General features: G+C 65.5%; 16 protein-coding genes. 7 read left to right on the plus strand and 9 right to left on the minus strand.

The annotated features are described in order from the left end of the window. Positions 1–188 precede the first annotated feature (188 nt). A complete protein-coding gene (locus tag ACKI1H_RS21455; protein ID WP_440466243.1) occupies positions 189–2,333 on the plus strand; it encodes a methyl-accepting chemotaxis protein in 2,145 nt (714 codons plus the stop codon). Positions 2,334–2,804: 471 nt separating this feature from the next. On the opposite strand, the gene ACKI1H_RS21460 is transcribed toward ACKI1H_RS21455, so the two are convergent. From ACKI1H_RS21460 to ACKI1H_RS21475, 4 genes are read right to left on the minus strand one after another with little or no spacing between them, the layout of a single operon-like run. Continuing rightward, entirely contained in the window at positions 2,805–4,130 is a 1,326-nt protein-coding gene (locus ACKI1H_RS21460) for an ATP-binding protein (protein WP_440466244.1), read from the minus strand. Further along, on the minus strand, positions 4,127–4,801 hold the full coding sequence (locus ACKI1H_RS21465; protein WP_138520864.1) for a response regulator transcription factor: 675 nt from the start codon (positions 4,799–4,801) through the stop codon (positions 4,127–4,129). The genes ACKI1H_RS21460 and ACKI1H_RS21465 overlap by 4 nt, the downstream gene beginning before the upstream one ends. Beyond that, positions 4,801–5,115 (minus strand): PepSY domain-containing protein, encoded by a 315-nt coding sequence (locus ACKI1H_RS21470; protein ID WP_138520865.1) that lies wholly within the window; start codon positions 5,113–5,115, stop codon positions 4,801–4,803. Before ACKI1H_RS21470 ends, ACKI1H_RS21465 begins: the two co-directional genes overlap by 1 nt. Beyond that, a complete protein-coding gene (locus ACKI1H_RS21475; protein WP_138520866.1) occupies positions 5,115–5,423 on the minus strand; it encodes a PepSY domain-containing protein in 309 nt (102 codons plus the stop codon). The genes ACKI1H_RS21470 and ACKI1H_RS21475 overlap by 1 nt, the downstream gene beginning before the upstream one ends. 147 nt (positions 5,424–5,570) lie before the next feature. Between ACKI1H_RS21475 and ACKI1H_RS21480 the strand changes: the two genes are divergently transcribed. Further along, the gene (locus ACKI1H_RS21480; protein ID WP_440466245.1) at positions 5,571–6,653 is read left to right on the plus strand and encodes a patatin-like phospholipase family protein; all 1,083 of its coding nucleotides are present in this window, start codon (positions 5,571–5,573) and stop codon (positions 6,651–6,653) included. Positions 6,654–6,686: 33 nt separating this feature from the next. Further along, positions 6,687–7,058 (plus strand): DUF5329 domain-containing protein, encoded by a 372-nt coding sequence (locus tag ACKI1H_RS21485; protein WP_440466246.1) that lies wholly within the window; start codon positions 6,687–6,689, stop codon positions 7,056–7,058. Positions 7,059–7,149: 91 nt separating this feature from the next. On the opposite strand, the gene ACKI1H_RS21490 is transcribed toward ACKI1H_RS21485, so the two are convergent. Genes ACKI1H_RS21490 through hmpA form a run of 3 tightly spaced genes read right to left on the minus strand, consistent with a single transcriptional unit; the run spans position 7,150 to position 9,816 of the window. Beyond that, the gene (locus ACKI1H_RS21490) at positions 7,150–8,340 is read right to left on the minus strand and encodes an NnrS family protein (RefSeq protein ID WP_440466247.1); all 1,191 of its coding nucleotides are present in this window, start codon (positions 8,338–8,340) and stop codon (positions 7,150–7,152) included. After that, on the minus strand, positions 8,327–8,584 hold the full coding sequence (locus ACKI1H_RS21495; protein ID WP_138520869.1) for a transmembrane sensor/regulator PpyR: 258 nt from the start codon (positions 8,582–8,584) through the stop codon (positions 8,327–8,329). Before ACKI1H_RS21495 ends, ACKI1H_RS21490 begins: the two co-directional genes overlap by 14 nt. 50 nt (positions 8,585–8,634) lie before the next feature. Next, positions 8,635–9,816, minus strand: a complete 1,182-nt coding sequence (gene hmpA / locus ACKI1H_RS21500) for an NO-inducible flavohemoprotein (protein WP_138520870.1) — start codon at positions 9,814–9,816, stop codon at positions 8,635–8,637. A gap of 171 nt (positions 9,817–9,987) precedes the next feature. Here hmpA and norR point away from each other — a divergent pair, with 171 nt between their 5' ends. Next, positions 9,988–11,547 (plus strand): nitric oxide reductase transcriptional regulator NorR, encoded by a 1,560-nt coding sequence (gene norR / locus ACKI1H_RS21505; protein ID WP_440466248.1) that lies wholly within the window; start codon positions 9,988–9,990, stop codon positions 11,545–11,547. A 107-nt stretch (positions 11,548–11,654) separates the two neighbouring features. Further along, positions 11,655–12,011: a 6-carboxytetrahydropterin synthase QueD gene (gene queD / locus ACKI1H_RS21510; protein ID WP_017516521.1), complete on the plus strand. Its 357-nt coding sequence runs from the start codon at positions 11,655–11,657 to the stop codon at positions 12,009–12,011. A gap of 44 nt (positions 12,012–12,055) precedes the next feature. Here queD and ACKI1H_RS21515 read toward each other — a convergent pair whose 3' ends face one another. Then, positions 12,056–14,416: a DNA polymerase II gene (locus tag ACKI1H_RS21515; protein WP_440466249.1), complete on the minus strand. Its 2,361-nt coding sequence runs from the start codon at positions 14,414–14,416 to the stop codon at positions 12,056–12,058. A 151-nt stretch (positions 14,417–14,567) separates the two neighbouring features. On the opposite strand from ACKI1H_RS21515, the gene mltA reads away from it, so the two are divergent. Both mltA and ACKI1H_RS21525 read left to right on the plus strand, forming a co-directional pair. After that, a complete protein-coding gene (gene mltA, locus ACKI1H_RS21520; protein ID WP_440466250.1) occupies positions 14,568–15,719 on the plus strand; it encodes a murein transglycosylase A in 1,152 nt (383 codons plus the stop codon). A 144-nt stretch (positions 15,720–15,863) separates the two neighbouring features. Beyond that, positions 15,864–16,103 (plus strand): hypothetical protein, encoded by a 240-nt coding sequence (locus tag ACKI1H_RS21525; protein ID WP_440466251.1) that lies wholly within the window; start codon positions 15,864–15,866, stop codon positions 16,101–16,103. A 5-nt stretch (positions 16,104–16,108) separates the two neighbouring features. Here the strand turns inward: ACKI1H_RS21525 and qhpR are convergent, their stop codons facing one another. Then, on the minus strand, positions 16,109–17,065 hold the full coding sequence (qhpR, locus tag ACKI1H_RS21530; protein ID WP_440466252.1) for an AraC-like transcriptional regulator QhpR: 957 nt from the start codon (positions 17,063–17,065) through the stop codon (positions 16,109–16,111). Positions 17,066–17,223 lie beyond the last annotated feature (158 nt).

The following is a 17,223-nucleotide window of genomic DNA, read 5'->3' on the forward strand; positions in this document are numbered from 1 at the left end:
TTCCAGAATAGCCCGGCGGGATTTTCACCGTAGTGCGCACGTTTTTTGCCTGAAAGTCGCCACTCGTCGTAACGGCACACCAGAATCGCCTGTTTTCCGGCGTTTCGCCCCGTCACGGGTCAAGAAGCTGCGGGAAAGGCCGATATACAGGGCATTCCCAGGCTTAGTTCAAACAAGGATTCCCCTCCATGCTCCTGCGCCGTCTCTCCATCCAGTGGAAGATCACGTTGCTTGCCGGGCTCTGCCTTCTCGGCGTCGTCTCGCTGCTCTCCGGCTTGTCCGTCTATCGCACGCAACACAGCACCTCGCTGGTCAAGCAATCGAGCACTGAAATGCTCAACGAGGCAGCGCAGGCCCGCCTGCAATCGCGCGGCGAAGTCCAGGCCATGCGCATCCAGCGCTACATCATGGATGCCTACCAATACGGCAAGGGCTTCTCGCGGCAGGTCCTGTTCCTGCGCGACCAGGCGCAGAAGCGCTTCCTCGACGCCTACGACCTGCGCGAGGACCTGACCCGCCAGGTGAAGACCGCACTGGAAGGCAACCCCGAGCTGCTGGGCCTCTATGTCGCCTTCGAGCCGGACGCGCTGGACGGCAAGGACAAGCTCTTCGCCGGCCAGGGCGAACTGGGCGGCAACGACGCCGGGCGCTTCTCCATCTACTGGTCGCAGGCTACGCCGGGCCATCTGGAGTCCGAAGCCATGGCCGAGTCGCTGCTGCAGGACACCAGCCCCGGCCCGAGCGGCAGCGCTTACAACGCCTGGTTCACCTGCCCCAAGACCACCGGCCAGCCGTGCGTGCTCGACCCGTACTTCGACGACGTCGGCAACAAGAAGATGCTGATGACCAGCATCGCCTTCCCGCTGGAGCTGGACGGCAAGGTCATCGGCGTCATGGGCCTGGACATCAGCATGGAGAAGCTGCAGGAAATCGCCGTGGAAGGCAGCCAGGAACTCTACGAAGGCCAGGGCCGAGTCAGCATCGTCAGCGCCGCCGGCCTGCTGGCCGGCCACAGCGCAGACGCCAGCAAGCTGAGCAAGAAGCTTCAGGAGGTCTACCCGAACCAGGGCACCGACCTGTTGCAGGCAATCGCCGCCAACCATGAGCAGGTCTTCCACCAGGACGATCAACTGCGCGTCGTCGAGCCACTGCAACCAATCCCCGGCTCCAAGCCCTGGGGCGTGCTGCTGGAGGTTCCGCAGAACGTCCTGCTCGGCCCGGCCATCGAACTGCAGAACGAACTGGATAACCAGAGCGTGCAGGGTACCGTCTCACAACTCGGCTTCGGCTTGGTCGCCATCCTGATCGGCCTGTTCGCCATGTGGCTCACCGCCCGTGGCGTAACCCGCCCGATCCTCAACGTTGCTGCCATGCTGCGCAACATCGCCAGCGGCGAGGGCGACCTGACCAAGCGCCTGGACTACAGCGGCAAGGACGAGCTGGGCGAGCTGGCTGGCTGGTTCAACCGCTTCCTCGACAAGCTGCAGCCGATCATCCGCGACGTGAAATCCTCGGTGCAGGACGCCCGCGCCACGGCCGACCAGTCCTCGGAGATCGCCAGCCAGACCAGCGCCGGCATGCAGCAGCAATTCCGCGAAGTCGACCAGGTCGCCACCGCCTCGCAAGAGATGAGCGCCACCGCCCACGACGTCGCCAACAGTGCTGCCATGGCCGCCGACGCCGCCCGTGGCGCCGACGGGGCAACCCGCGATGGCCTCAATGTCATCGACAACACCACCCGCCTGATCGATGAGCTCGCCAGTGACATGAGCAGCGCCATGAGCCAGGTCGAAGGGTTGGCGGCGAGCAGTGAACAGATCGGTTCGGTGCTGGAAGTGATCCGCGGCATCGCCGAGCAGACCAACCTGCTGGCCCTCAACGCCGCCATCGAAGCGGCCCGCGCCGGTGAAGCCGGCCGCGGCTTCGCGGTGGTCGCCGACGAGGTACGCAACCTTGCCAAGCGCACTCAGGATTCGGTGGAGGAAATCCGCCAGGTCATCGAGGGCCTGCAGAACGGCACCCGTGACGTGGTTGGCGCGATGAGCAACAGCCATCGCCAGGCGCAGGACAGCGTGTCCCAGGTCGAGCAGGCCGTGGCCGCGCTGAAACGCATCGGCGATGCGGTGGGTGTGATCACCGACATGAACCTGCAGATTGCCAGCGCCGCCGAGGAGCAAAGTGCGGTGGCCGAGGAGATCAACCGCAACGTGGCGGGGATTCGTGATGTGACCGAATCGCTGTCGAGCCAGGCGCAGGAGTCGGCGCAGGTCAGCCAGTCGCTGAACAAGCTGGCCAACCATCAGCAGGGGTTGATGGATCAATTCAGGGTCTAGAGGTCTTCCCAAGGCGTGTCAGAGACTCGTCTTCACTTCGGGGAAGATCCCGTTCGCGGGGAGCCAGCCCCATGAGACAGAATTCCTGCACCATTTGTCTCCTGCGGGCGCGGGTCTCGGTAGATGCCGGAGAGGGAACTTCGGTTTCTGCGCGATAATGCGACTGCAAGCAGGCATCGGCTTCGGCGCCCGATAGAGTCTGCGCGGAATGTCTGATTGCTGCGCAGATGGCAATGACTGAGATCACGAGCAGTAACAGCGCTCCTGCCCAGTTCATGGGCAGCTCCTCGCGCGGGAGTGAACAAGCACATCGAGAACCATTGCATTCCCTCGATACCGATGGCCAATCGCACAGAAGCTGGCCGTTTCAGAAGGGGGGCAATGTTCCTCTCCGGGTCTCAGTACCTCTATCGGCCGGAAGCGATCAAGTAGTCAGAGGGTTCCGATAATAGGCGCTCCGATACAGCAGTTTCATTGCGCGATCGATTTACGGGGCAACTCCACGTCAATCCTCAGCCCACCCAACTCGCTGGCCTCCAACTTCAGGCTACCGCCACAGGCCGCTGCGATATCCCGCGCGATGCCCAGGCCCAGGCCATGCCCGGCCACCTGCTCATCCAGCCGCGTACCACGCTCCAGGACACTGTCACGCTGGTCCTCGGCAATGCCGGGACCATCGTCGTCCACGCACAACCGATAGGCGTCAGCGCCCTTCTCCACCGTCAGCCGCACCTGGGCATCGGCCCATTTGCAGGCGTTGTCCAGCAGGTTGCCGAGCATCTCCAGCAGGTCCTCCCGGTCATACGGCAGGCGCGTAGCGGGCGGTGCCTGCCAGTCGATGGCCAGGTGGTCGCCGTGAATGAGCTTGAGCATGTCGCACAGGCTCGGCAGCTCGGCATCGCAATCGAAGTGGGCACCGGGCAAGGCTTCGCCCACCAGCCGCGCACGCCCCAGCTCGCGGGCCAGGCGCTGCTCGATCTGCTCCAGTTGCTCCTGCAACACGCGGCGTAACCCTGGGTGATCGCGCAATTCCTCGCGGTCGGCAAGGCTGATCAGCACGGCCAGCGGCGTTTTCAGCGCATGGCCGAGGTTGCCCAGCGCATTGCGCGAGCGACGCAGGGTGTCCTCGGTGTGCTGCAGCAGGTGGTTGGTCTGCTCCACCAGCGGCTCCAGTTCGCGTGGCACCTGGCGATCCAACTGGCTGCGCTGGCCCTCCTGCAACTGCGCAATCTGCTGGCGCACCCGCTCCAGCGGGCGCAGGGCACGGCGCACGGTGAAGCCCTGGAATATCAGGATCAACAACAAGGCCAGCGCACCAGCACCCAGACCAATATTGCGCAAGCGGTTGAAGCTCTTGAGGACGGGCGTGTAGTCCTGCGCAACCACGATGCTGAGCTTCTTGCCGTAGCGTTTGTAGTCACCGCGATAGACCAGCAGGCGCTGACCTTCCGGACCTTTCTCCAGCGCCTTGGCCAGCCCCTTGTGCGAGGGCAATTTCAGCTCGTTGTCCCACAGCGACCGCGAACGCCAGGTCTGGTCATCGAAGCGGATGACAAAGTAACGCCCGGAGAACAGCCGCTCATAGGTCGCGTCGACACGCTGACCATCCAGCTGCAGCCCTGCAGGGCCGCGGGTAATCCCTACCAGCAGGCTTTCCGCTTCGTCCTGCAGCCCGTTCACCAGATAGCGCCGCAACCCCTGGTCGAACAGCCAGAGGCCTGCCTGCGCCAGCGCCAGGCCGACCACCACCAGCACCACGCCGAGCCCGATTCCGAGCCGGCGCTGGATCGATATCAACGGGCGGCTCCATTGCCGGTGAAACGGTAGCCCTGGCCACGGCGGGTCTCGATGATTTCGCGGCCCAGCTTGCGGCGCAGGTGGTTGATATGCACCTCGATGACGTTGGAATCGCGCTCGGTCTCGCCGTCATACAGGTGCTCGGCCAGGTGCGATTTCGACAGCAGCTGGCCGGGGTGCAGCATGAAGTAACGCAGCAGACGGAACTCGGCGGACGTCAGGTCGACCTCCTTGCCGCCCTGCTGTACGCATTGGCGTGACTCGTCCAGGCTCAGGCCGGCCACTTCCAGCTGGCTCTGGTTGGCCAGCCCGCGGGCACGGCGCAGCAGCGCCTGGATGCGCAGCAAAAGTTCTTCGGGATGGAATGGCTTGGTCAGGTAGTCATCGGCGCCGGCCTTCAGGCCATCGATGCGCTCGGCCCAGGAGCCCCGCGCGGTAAGGATCAGCACCGGGACCGAAAGCCCCATGCTGCGCCACTCCTGAAGCACTTCCAGGCCAGGGCGGCCCGGCAGCCCGAGGTCGAGGATCACCAGGTCATAAGGCTCACTGGCGCCCTGCACGGCGGCGTCGCGGCCGTCGGCGAGCCAGTCCACCGCATAGCCCTGGCGGGTCAGGGTCGCCATCAGCTCATCGGCCAGGGGTACGTGGTCTTCCACCAGCAGCAGGCGCATCAGTCGTCTTCCTTATCCTTGAGGATGCGGCCATCGCGGGCATCCAGTTCCAGTTCGCGCACCACACCGTCAACGGTCAGCAACTCCACTTCGTAAATGTAGTTGCCGTGCTCCTTCTCCAGTTCAGCTTCCAGCAGGCGAGAGCCAGGGTAGCGGCTCAGCGCGGCGGGGAGGATTTCCTCGAAGGGGCGGATCACCCCTTCCTTGCTCAGGCGCAGGGCTTCGTCCTGGCTCAGGTCATGGGCCTGCGCAACGCCGGCAATGGCGGCGAGCGCCAGGCCGAGCAGCGCTGCGCGCGGCAGAACGGTCTTCATCAGTCATCCTGGTGATCGGTGAGGACTTCGCCGGTGACCGCATCCAGCTCGACATCCCATTTGACGCCCTGGGCGTCCTTGATGTCGACCTTGTACAGGTAGCGGCCATGCTCCAGCTCAAGTTCGCTATCGTACACCGAACCGCCGGCATGCTTGATCAGCGCCGTACGGTTGAGCTCCTCGAAGTGGCGGATAGTGCCGGCATCGCGCAGACGCAGCGCCTCGTCGGGGCCAATGTCGTGGGCCGTGGCGACGCCCGCTCCTAACAGCAGGGCTGTCAGAGCGGTCAGGGTCAGCAGCCATTTCATGTGCTTATCTCCGTAGGAATTTCACGACTGTCAGACTAAGACGAGGGACTTAATTCAAGCTGAATCTGAAAGACACATTCACCCCCTGAAGTATCCTTGTTCCCCCCTCCAGGCTCTATAATCGCGGCCTGCCACAGCGAGGCCCGCATGACCGCCATCCAGATCAAGTCCCCCGCCCTCACCCTCAAGGCCGGTAGCCGCGCACTCCAGCGCATCCGCGAACAGGGACTCAGCCCCGACGATGTCGGCATCCTGCCTGGCGCCGCCGGAGGTCCGAAGGCGTTAGGCATCCAGGGCCTGGACCTCGCCCTGTTCGGTGAATGGCTGCCGCGCGCACCGCGCGAGCGCTCGCTGATCGGTGCCTCCATCGGCTCCTGGCGCTTCGCCAGCGCCTGCCTGCCCGATCCCGCCGCAGGCATCCGTCGCCTGGGCGAGCTCTATACCCAGCAGCGTTTCGCCCGCAACGCGAGCATCAGTGACGTGTCGAAGAGTTGCGCGAAGATGCTCGACGACCTGCTCGATGGCCACGACACCAGTGTGCTGGACAACCCCTGGTACCGCCTCAACGTGGTGGTGGTGAAGAGCCACGGCCGCCTCGCGCAGGACGGCAAGGCCAACCTCGGCCTGGGCCTGGGCGCGGTGATCCGCGACAACCTGGTCGGCCGCCGACACCTGCACCGGCACTTCGAACGATTGATCATCCACGACGCCCGCCGCGCGCCACCGCTGGAAGCGCTATCGGACTTTCCCTCGCGCTACCTGCACCTGGACCTGGCCAACCTGCGCCACGCCCTGCTCGCCTCCGGCTCCATCCCCATGGTCATGGAAGGCGTGCGCGACATCCCCGGCGCCGGTCCCGGTACCTACCGCGACGGCGGCCTGCTGGACTACCACCTGGACCTGCCCTACCAGCCCGAAGGCGTGGTGCTCTACCCGCACTTCACCGACAAGGTCATCCCCGGCTGGTTCGACAAGGGTCTGCCCTGGCGCCGCGGCGACGCCGGCCGCCTGCAGGACGTACTGTTGCTGGCGCCGTCGAAGGAATACCTGGCACAGCTGCCGCACAACAAGCTGCCGGACCGCAAGGACTTCCACCGTTACATTGGCGATGACGCAGGCCGCGAGCGCTACTGGCGCAAGGCGATGGACGAGAGCCGGCGGATGGGCGACGAGTTCCTTGAACTGGTAGACAGCGGCCGTCTCGGCGAACGCCTGCAGCCGCTGACATAATCGACGGCTTCATGCATCCGGCAAGGAATCGCCATGTCTCACTCTCGGAAGCTCCCCTCGCTGCTGGTATCCCTCCTGTTCATCGGCACGGGAGCGCAAGCCGCCATCGACGCCAAGGCGCAGCAGGAAATCAACCAGTTGCTGGGCTTCGTCGAACACAGCGGCTGCCAGTTCATTCGCAACGGCAGCGAGTACCCGGCTGCCGAGGCGCGCAAGCACCTGCAGAAGAAGCTGGACTACCTGGAAAACAAGGATCTGGTGAGCAGCGCGGAAGACTTCATCGAGCGTGCCGCGACCAAGAGCAGCATGAGTGGCCAGCGTTACCAGGTGGATTGCCCGACGGGCAAACAGGACGCCAGCACCTGGCTGGGTGACGAGCTCAAACGGCTGCGTGAAGGGCAGTAAGGCGAGGCCTGAATCGCGGACAAGCGCTCCTGCTGGAGCTAGCCATGCCCGCGATCAGCCTCCATCTGGCGGCTTCACAGGGATACGCTGATCAGCCCGGCTGTCCATCCACCCGCGGCTTCCAGAACATCGGCCCGTAATGCCAGGCGAACATCAGGAAAGCCACCACCCAGCAGGCGGCCGCGATGCTCAGGCCTTCCAGCGGCCACCACATCACCAGCAGCACCCGTGCGACAACACCCAGGTTGAGCAGCGCGAAGGCCCAGGACATTACCTTCGGCGGTTGCAGCGGCCGACCGGTATGGCCAAGGCTCACCCGCGCGACCATCGCCAGGATCAGCCCGCCGACGCCACCGACGGTGAGCGCGTGGATCGCCAGGCTGACGTTGAAGCTCGGCCAGAAGTTCCACAGCGCCATGCCTGCCGGGGCCAGCAGCATCCACAAGTAGGCCAGGTGCAGCGACCAGAGCAGCGGCACGCCCCAGTAATCCTTGTCGTACCAGCGCCACAGGCGGATCAGGTGGCCTACGGCGAGCGCGGCAAACAGCAAACCCGCCAGCGGGTGCGGAGTCAGGCCGATGCCGGCGGCGCTCAGTACCGCCACCAGCATCGTGCCGCCCAGCAGGGCATTGTCCAGCCAGTTCCAGGCCGGCACCTGAGCAGTGCGGCCCAGCCCACGCTGGGTGAAGAAGGGAATCACGCGACCGCCGATCAGGCCCATCAGCGCCGCCACCAGCCACAACGCCCCCAGCGCACCGCCACGTTGCCAGGCATCGTTGCCGGCCCAGATGCCAGCCATCACCAGCGCATCGGCGAGTGTCAGCAGGCTCAGCACCGCGATGATCGGGTAGTTACGCTTCTGCCGCACCTGCCATAGGCTGCGGCCGATGAAGAAGGCCAGCGCCGGCATGAACGCCAGCTCCAGCACGGTGACCAGCCACAGCGGCGCCCCCACGAGCCAACCAATCCGCGCCGCCAGCCAGACCAGTGACAGCACCATCAGCGGCTTGCCGCTGACGCCAGGGCGACCGGTCCAGGTCTGCACCGCGGTCAGCAGGAATCCGGCGATGATCGCCGCCGCGAAGCCGAACAGCATTTCATGGCGGTGCCAGGCCAGCCAGCCACCCAATGGTTGCCACGCGGGCAACAGGCCAAGAAGCACAGCCGCCCAGGCTGCGATGGCGATCAGCGCGAACACCGCGCCACCCAGGAAGAACGGACGGAAGCCCAGGCGCCACAGGGGCGCAATGGTCAGCAGAGCCTTTCGATCAACCAGTAACACAGCAAGCCTCCCAGCCTTCCTTGCGCATCTGATGTTGGGCCACCAGCCGCAGCACGTAGCCCAGCTTCAATAATGTCGGGCCGAGGATGGTGAAGGCATGCGCTGCGACAACGCTTTGCAGGTTCAGATGCCCATCGACGAAATAGGCTCCCACGATTCCCAGCAGCAGTAAGACGAGCCCGCCGGTCAGCAGCGACCAGGACATCGACAGATTACGTTGCGGGCAAGCGAAAAGACTTTCCATCACACACCTCCTCGGGTTGCGCCGACCCGCCATCGGGCCGGCGTTCAGGTTCAGGCCTCCAGCGCGCTGGCCGGGCCGAAGAACTCGTAGTGGGATTGCTGCTCGGGCACGCCGATCTCGCGCAGGTGGCGTTTCACCTGAGACATGAACGGTTTGGGACCGAGGAAGTAGGCGTCCAGGTCGCGGTCCTTTGGCAGCCAGTCAGCCAGCAGCTCGCGGCTGAGGAAGCCCTCGACGTGGGAAGCATCCTGCGCGCGCGGCTCGCTGTAGCAGAAGTAGTGCTTGAGCTGCGGATGTACGTCGGATTGCGCCTCGACCCACTCGCGGAATGCGTGCACACCGCCGTGGCGGGCACAGTGGATGAAGTGGACCTCACGACCGGATTCCAGCGCCGGCTTCAGCATGGCCAGTGCCGGGGTGATGCCGACACCGGCGGTGATCAGGGCCAGGGGCTTGTCGCCACCGCGCAGGACGAAATCGCCAGCCGGCGGGAACAGGTCCAGCTCATCGCCCACCTGCAGGTGATCGTGCAGGTAGTTGGAAACCTTGCCTTCGGGCTCGCGCTTCACGCTGATGCGGTACTCACGGCCATTGGGCGCGTCGGACAGGGAGTAAGTGCGGCGCACCTCTTCCCCATCGATGTCGAGAGACAGGCCGATGTACTGGCCGGGCTGGAAGTCCAGCAGCGGCTCGCCATCCAGAGGCTGGAAGTAGAAGGAGGTGATTTCCTCGCTCTCAGCTTCCTTACGCACGATGCGGAAGCGCCGGGCGCCACGCCAACCGCCGAGTTGCTCGGCGTTCTGCTGGTAAACGGACTCCTCGGCGCCGATCAGGATATCGGCCAGTTGGCCGTAGGCGGCGGCCCAGGCATCGATCACTTCCTGGGTAGCGATTTCCTCGCCCAGTACTTCACGGATCGCACGCAGCAGGCAGCTGCCGACGATCGGGTAGTGTTCCGGCTGGATCTGCAGGGCGACGTGCTTGTTGACGATCTTCGCCACCAGCGGGCCGAGCTGTTCCAGCTCATCGATGTGGCGGGCGTACATCAGCACACCGTTGGCCAGCGCGCGAGGCTGGTCGCCGGAGGCCTGGTGCGCCTGGTTGAACAGCGGACGAACTTCCGGGTACTCGCTGAGCATCATCTTGTAGAAGTGCTGGGTCAGGGTCTCTCCGCCGGTCTCCAGCAGCGGGACGGTGGCCTTGACCAGGGTACGGTGTTCGTTGGACAGCATCTGGATCTCCTCAGGTTGGCCAGGCGGTGAATGGGGTCGCCTGTGCTCTCTGCCTCAGGTATTTCAGGAAGCGTGCCAACCCTGCAGCCCAGTAATCACGGGATCTTTAATGGGAAAAGAGTCATAATGACCGCCACTGATCAGCGTCATAATGACAACATAGAGGTCAAAATGACTCGAAACCCACTACTTGCCACCCTGCTCCCGCTGGTTGCCGACCTATCCCGCGAGCTGCCGGAAAGTGAACGCTATCGCCGCCTGCTGGAAGCCCTGCGCGGCCTGCTGCCGTGCGACGCCACCGCCTTGCTGCGCCTGGAAGGCGACCAACTGGTGCCGCTGGCAGTCGATGGCTTGAGCCAGGACACCCTCGGCCGTCGCTTCAAGATCAGCGAGCACCCACGCCTGCGTGCCCTCATCGAGCATCCCGGTCCAACGCATTTCGCCGCCGACTGCGGCCTGCCCGACCCCTATGACGGGCTGGTGGAGGGTTTGCACGGCCATCTGGAGGTTCATGACTGCCTGGGCTGCCCGCTGCTGGTCGACGAACAGCCCTGGGGCCTGCTGACCCTGGACGCGCTGGACCCGGAACGCTTCTCCACCAGCGACCTGGACAACCTCGAAGCCTTCGCCAGCCTGGCCGCCGCCACGGTGAAGGCCAACCAGCGCATGACCGACCTGGCCCAGCGCGCCGATCACGAGCAGCAGCGCGCCGACGCCTACCAGCGCGCCTCCGGCGACCAGCCCAGGGAGCTGATCGGCCAGAGCAGGTCGCACCAGGCGCTGATGAAAGAAATCCAGGTGGTGGCCGGCAGCGACCTGAGCGTGCTGATCACCGGCGAAACCGGCGTCGGCAAGGAACTGGTCGCCCAATCCATCCACGCCAATTCGCTGCGGCGCACCCAGCCGCTGATCAGCCTGAACTGTGCGGCGCTGCCGGAAACCCTGGTGGAAAGCGAGCTCTTCGGCCACGTCCGTGGCGCCTTCTCCGGCGCGGTGGGCGAACGACACGGCAAGTTCGAACTGGCCGACAGCGGCACCCTGTTCCTCGACGAAGTGGGCGAACTGCCACTGGCGATCCAGGCCAAGTTGCTGCGCGTGCTGCAGAGCGGTCAATTGCAGCGTCTGGGCTCGGACCGCGAACACCATGTGGATGTGCGCCTGATCGCCGCCACCAACCGTGACCTCGCCGAGGAAGTCCGTGCCGGTCGCTTCCGCGCCGACCTCTACCACCGTCTGAGCGTCTACCCGCTGCGCGTTCCGCCCCTGCGCGAGCGCAGCAACGATGTGTTGCTGCTGGCCGGCTACTTCCTCGAACAGAACCGCCCGCGCCTGGGTCTGCGCAGCCTGCGCCTGACCCGCGAAGCCCAGGCCGCGCTGGTCGACTACGCCTGGCCGGGCAACGTGCGCGAGCTGGAGCACCTGATCGGCCGGGCTTCCCTCAAGGCGCTGGCAAACCACTCGCAGCGCTCGCGCATCCTCAGCCTGGGCGTCGATGATCTCACCCTGAACGCCCTGCACAAGGGCGCGCCCGATGCCGAAGCGAGCCCAGCCGACAACGGCGCCGATGCTGAACTGGCCGGCGAACTGCGCCCGGCGGTGGACGCCTTCCAGCGCCGGATGATCAGCCAGAGCCTGGAGCGCCACGAAGGCAACTGGGCAGCCGTGGCCCGTGAGATGGGCCTGGACCGCGCCAACCTCAATCGCCTGGCAAGACGCCTGGCGATCAAGTGAGCCGCTGGCCGGATCGGCCGGTCCGGCGGGTGCGATGGTGATAGACTATGCGCCCATTTTCCGGCCGGCCCGTTCCAGGGCCGGCGATCGTCACAGAGCACGCTACTTTGGAATTGTTCAAGGAATTCACCTTCGAGTCGGCCCACCGCCTGCCCCATGTTCCCGCCGGGCACCAGTGCGGGCGCCTGCATGGCCACTCCTTCCGGGCCGCCATCTACATCGAGGGCGAGGTCGATCCGCATACCGGCTGGATTCGTGATTTCGCCGAGATCAAGCAGATCTTCAAGCCGATCTACGACCAGCTCGACCACAACTACCTGAACGACATTCCCGGCCTGGAAAACCCCACCAGCGAGAACCTCTGCCGCTGGATCTGGCAACAGCTCAAGCCGCTGCTGCCGGAGCTGTCCAAGGTCCGCGTGCACGAGACCTGCACCAGCGGCTGCGAATACCGTGGCGACTGATGTGCAATGAAACAAAAAAGCCGGCTGATGCCGGCTTTTTTGTTTCAGAACAACCCCATCTGCCGGTCGACCAGCGCGCTGAAGTCATCGTCCACGAAGGGCAGGATGGCGTCAGCAATCGGCTGCAGCTGTCGGCTGACGTAGTGATCGTAATCGATCGGTGAACCCAGCGTTTCCAGCGGTTCCGGGCCGTTGACCGTGATGACGTAGCTGATCCAGCCGCCGCGCTGGTATTGGCGCGGGCGGCCCTGGCGTTCGTTGTAGTCGTCGGCAATGCGCGCGGCGCGCACGTGGGGCGGCACGTTGCGTTCATAGTCGCCGAGCTGGCGGCGTAGACGTTTACGGAAGATCAGCAGGTCATCCTGCTCGCCGGCCAACGTGCGGTTTACATAGTCGCGTACGTAATCCCGGTACGGCTGGCGCTGGAAGATGCGCAGGTACAGCTCCTGCTGGAACTGCTGGGCCAGCGGCGACCAGTCGGTGCGCACGGTTTCCAGGCCCTTGAAGACCATTTCGTCACTGCCGTCGGCGCGCCGCACCAGGCCCGCGTAGCGCTTCTTGCTGCCCTCTTCTGCCCCTCGGATGGTCGGCATCAGGAAACGCCGGAAGTGCCGCTCGAACTGGATCTCCAGTGCGCTCTCCAGCCCGTATTCCTCGCGCAGGTGTTCGCCCCACCACCGGTTGACGTGGCTGACCAGCGCACGACCGATTCCCGCCGCCTCTTCCTCGTCGTGGGCACGCCCCAGCCAGACGAAGGTGGAATCGGTGTCGCCGTAGATCACCCGGTGCCCCTGCCCTTCGATCAGCTCGCGGGTGCGCCGCATGATCTCGTGGCCGCGCATGGTGATGGACGAGGCCAGGCGCGGATCGAAGAAGCGGCAGCCGCTGGAACCCAGCACGCCGTAGAAGGCGTTCATGATGATCTTCAGGGCCTGGGACAGCGGCGCGTTGCCGTCGCGCTTGGCGGCGTCGCGACCCTGCCAGACGCGCTCGACGATGGCGGGCAGGCAGTGCTGGGTCCGCGAGAAACGGCCACCACGGAAGCCGGGAATCGACGCCTCGTCGGACGGGTCGCTCAAGCCTTCCACCAAGCCCACCGGGTCGATCAGGAAGGTGCGGATGATCGACGGGTACAGGCTCTTGTAGTCCAGCACCAGCACCGACTCGTAGAGCCCCGGCCGAGAATCCATGACGAACCCGCCCGGGCTGGCCTCCGGGGCCTTGCCGCCCAGGTTCGGGGCAACGTAGCCCAACCGGTGCATCGGCGGCAGGTACAAATGCGTGAAGGCCGCCACCGAACCACCGCTGCGATCCGCCGGCAGCCCGGTGACGCTGGCGCGTTCGAGCAGGAAGTCGAGGACGCGGGTCTTCTCGAAGATCCGGGTGACCAGCTCGCAGTCCTTGAGGTTGTACTTCGCCAGCGCCGGCTTGTCCTCGGCGAAACGGCGGTCGATCTCGGCCATGCGGTCGTAGGGGTTGTCGATGGACTTGCCCTCGCCCAGCAGCTGCTGCGAGACGCTCTCCAGGCTGAACGAGGGGAAGCTCCAGAATGCCGAGCGCAGTGCCTCGATGCCGTCGATGATCAGCCGGCCCGCTGCCGCTGCGAAGTAGTGGTTGCTGGTGGCGTGCTGCCGCCACCCCATCTCGTCGCCGCCACGACCCAGCCGCAGCGGGATTTCGAGGCGCTTGGAGTGTTCCTGCAGCACCCGCAGGTCGAACTGCACCAGGTTCCAGCCGATGATGGCGTCGGGGTCGTGCTCGGCCAACCATTGGTTCAGGCGTTCCAGCAGCTGAGCCCGGCTGTCGCAGTACTCCAGCTCGAAATCGCGCTCCCCGTCGACGCCGTTGGCCGGGCCAAGCATGTAGACCTGGCGCTGGCCGCAGCCCTCCAGGGCGATGGAATAGAGGTCGCCACGGATGTTGGTTTCGATGTCCAGCGAGACCAGCCGCAGCTTCGGCCGGTAATCCGGATCGGGGCGCAGTTGCGCCGTGAGGGTGCTGCCGCCCTGGGTCTGTTCGCAGCTGAAGACCACGGGGGCGGTGATGAAGCGCTCCATCAGGTAGCGCTCCGGTGGGCGGATATCGGCTTCGAACACTTCCACGCCGGCCTCGCGCAGGCGCTTTTCCAGGTTCATCAGCTGCCGATGCTGCTGGCAGTAGAGCCCCAGCACCGGGCGCTGCTGGAAGTCGCGCAGGCCCAGCGCGCGTAGTTCGGCGCCACGCTCGCCGGCCAGCAGCTTTTCGGCGCGGACACGCTGCTCGGCCGGCACGAAGGCCACCGAGGTCTGCGGTGGCAGCAGCACATGCCGGGGCCCCTCATCGGTGGCCAGCCAGAAGCCCACCTCGGTGCCTTCGGGCGTATCCCGCCAATGTCGAGTCAGGACGAAACCCTGCCTTGCCTCCACGCTCTAACCACCCGTCTGTCAATTCATGCCGACATTCTACCGGGCCACCCGCGTATTCGTTGCAAGGCATGTAAATCCGACCGATGCGTTTGACGCACGCCCCGCGTCTGCCCAAGCTAGCGGGCTTTCGTTTGCCTGCCAGGACTCGCCCGTGACCGATTCGTCCCGCCACTGGACCCGCCCTCTCCTTACCACCCTCTGCTTCGCCACCCTGCTCTCGGGCTGCGGCCTGTTCGGCAAGAAGCCCGAAGAGGCCCAGGCGCCCACCTATTCCAAGGCCGACTGGTCGGACCTTCCGCAGACCGCCGACACCGATGTGCTGCAAGGCTTCAACGCCTGGCGCTCGGCCTGCGCGGTGCGCCTGAAGAAGGATGACATCTGGGCCGCCACCTGCGCCGATGCGGCGAGCGTGCCGGCTGCCGCCCCGGCCATCCGTCAGTTCATGCAGGCCCACCTGCAGCCCTACCAGCTGCGCTCCGCCGAGGGCAGCAGGAACGGCCTGATCACCGGCTACTACGAGCCCGTCTACCGGGGCAGCCAACAGCGTGACGCCCAGCACACAGTACCGGTCTACGGCGTGCCGAAGGACCTGGTCACCGTGGCGCTGGACAGCGTCTACCCCGAACTCAAGGACAAGCGCCTGCGCGGCAAGCTCGAGGGCAATACCCTGGTGCCCTACGCCGATGCCGCCGGCATCCGCCGCGATGGGGTCAATGCGCCCGTGCTGGCCTGGCTGCCCGACCCGATGGACCTGCAGTTCCTGCAGATCCAGGGTTCCGGCCGCGTGGAGCTCGCCTCCGGCCGCCAACTGCGCCTGGGCTACGCCGACCAGAACGGTCGCCCGTACAAGCCGGTGGGCCGTTGGCTGGTGGAACAGGGCGAGCTGAGCAAGGAAGAAGTCAGCATGGCGCGCATCCGCGATTGGGCCCGCGCCCATCCGCAACGCGTCGATGAACTGCTGGCAAGCAACCCCAGCTACGTGTTCTTCAGCCAGCGCCCTGACAGCAACGAAGGCCCGCGCGGCTCGCTGAACGTGCCATTGACGCCAGGCTACAGCGTAGCCATCGACCGCAAGGTGATCCCGCTGGGCAGCCTGATGTGGCTCTCCACCACCCGCCCGGACGGCGCGCCGGTGGTACGCCCGGTGGCCGCCCAGGACACCGGCGGCGCCATTGTCGGCGAGGTGCGCGCGGACCTGTTCTGGGGCACTGGCGATGCGGCCGGCGAGCTGGCCGGGCACATGAAGCAGGACGGCCAGCTGTGGCTGCTCTGGCCGAAGGACAAGGCGCTGCCCGGCGCCTGATCTTGGCGTAGGAAAGTAGAGGTAATTCCTACTCGCCCTACAGAGCTCCCTGAATCACCGGCCGCACCGCCCACCGGAAAATGGTCGGCGAACCCAGGCACTCCCCTGGCTTCGCCGACCCTCCATCCGAACGCGGTGACCGCCATGAAGAAGAACCAGCCCCCCCTCCGCTCGCAGCACCAGCACCGTGGCTGGCCGCTGGACTATGACGTGCTCTGCTGGATCGGCGCCATCGCCCTGATCCTGCTGTTCTTCGGCGTCGATCACTTCTTCGTATCGAAGCTGCCCGGCACCGGCGTCATCGAACTGCAGCGCAGCGTCCCCCAGCGAATCGACCTGCCCGCTGCCCAGGCGCTCGCGTCAGTCAACCACGGCCAACGCTGACGGGTTCAGTTGCCCTGACGGAACTGTCCCGGCGTCATCCCGCTCCAGCGCCGGAAAGCCTTGGCGAAGGCGCTCTCGTCGGAGAAGCCCAAGCGTTCGGCCACCTCGCCCAGCCGCGACGACTCGCGCAGCAGCTGCTCGGCCATGCCGTGCAACACCTGCTCGCGCAGCAACTTGAAGCTGGTGCCCTCATCGGCCAGCTTGCGGTTGAGATGGCGCCCGCTGAGCTCGAGCTGCTCGGCCACCTTCTCCTTGCCCCAGCGCGGGTTCTGTCGCAATAACTGCTGCACGCGCGCGGCCAGACTCTGCGCCCCAAGTCGTTCGAGCTGCGCATCGGCCAGCGCGCGCAGATGCTCACGCATCAGGGCATTGGCCTGGATCAGCGGCACATCGAGATCGGCCACGGCAAAGCTCAGGGCGTTCTCGCCGCTGTCGAAGGTCACCGGGCACTCCAACACCTCGACGTAACGCGCGGCTTCACCTCGCGCCGAGTGACTCAGGGCCAGTTGCTGCGGCCTGACCCGGTCGCCGGTGATCCAGCGGGTCAGGTGCACCAGGCTGGCCAGCGCGGCCTCCACCCGCTCCTCGCGGCGCACGGTATAGCTGGGGCGGTAGACCAGGCGCACCTGCGTCGTGTCCTGCTCGCGCTGGAACGCGCTGCCCTCGGCGATGATCGGGTAATACTCGAGCAAGGCGTCCAGCGCCTCGCCATAGCGGTCGCAGCTCATCAACAGCGCGCCGACCATGTCCAGATGGCCGACCTGAAGGGCACTGCCCAGGCGCAGGCCCAGCAAAGTGTCGCCCGACGCGGCACAGATGGCTTCCCAGAAGGCATCCTGGCGTTGCAGCGGAACGCGCGGTTCGAGGCTGGCCGCCTGCAGATCGGCAGGCACCGACAACCCCAGGCGCTGGGCGGCCTGCAGGATACCCTGGGCGTAATGGACGGTAATGGTGTGCGGCATGGTCCCGAATTAACCGGTGAAGGTCCCGATTGAGCCGTTACCGGGCGGTAACGCTGCCCTATGCTTGCCAATTACAACGATAAATACAAACAAGAGTCGCCTTGCATGCTGATTAAAACCGGAGCCGCGCCCGTGCCGCCGGCTACTGCCCGTTCGCC

Source organism: Pseudomonas sp. YH-1, from assembly GCF_051990045.1.
In the GTDB taxonomy this organism is placed as follows: Bacteria; Pseudomonadota; Gammaproteobacteria; order Pseudomonadales; family Pseudomonadaceae; genus Pseudomonas; species Pseudomonas nicosulfuronedens.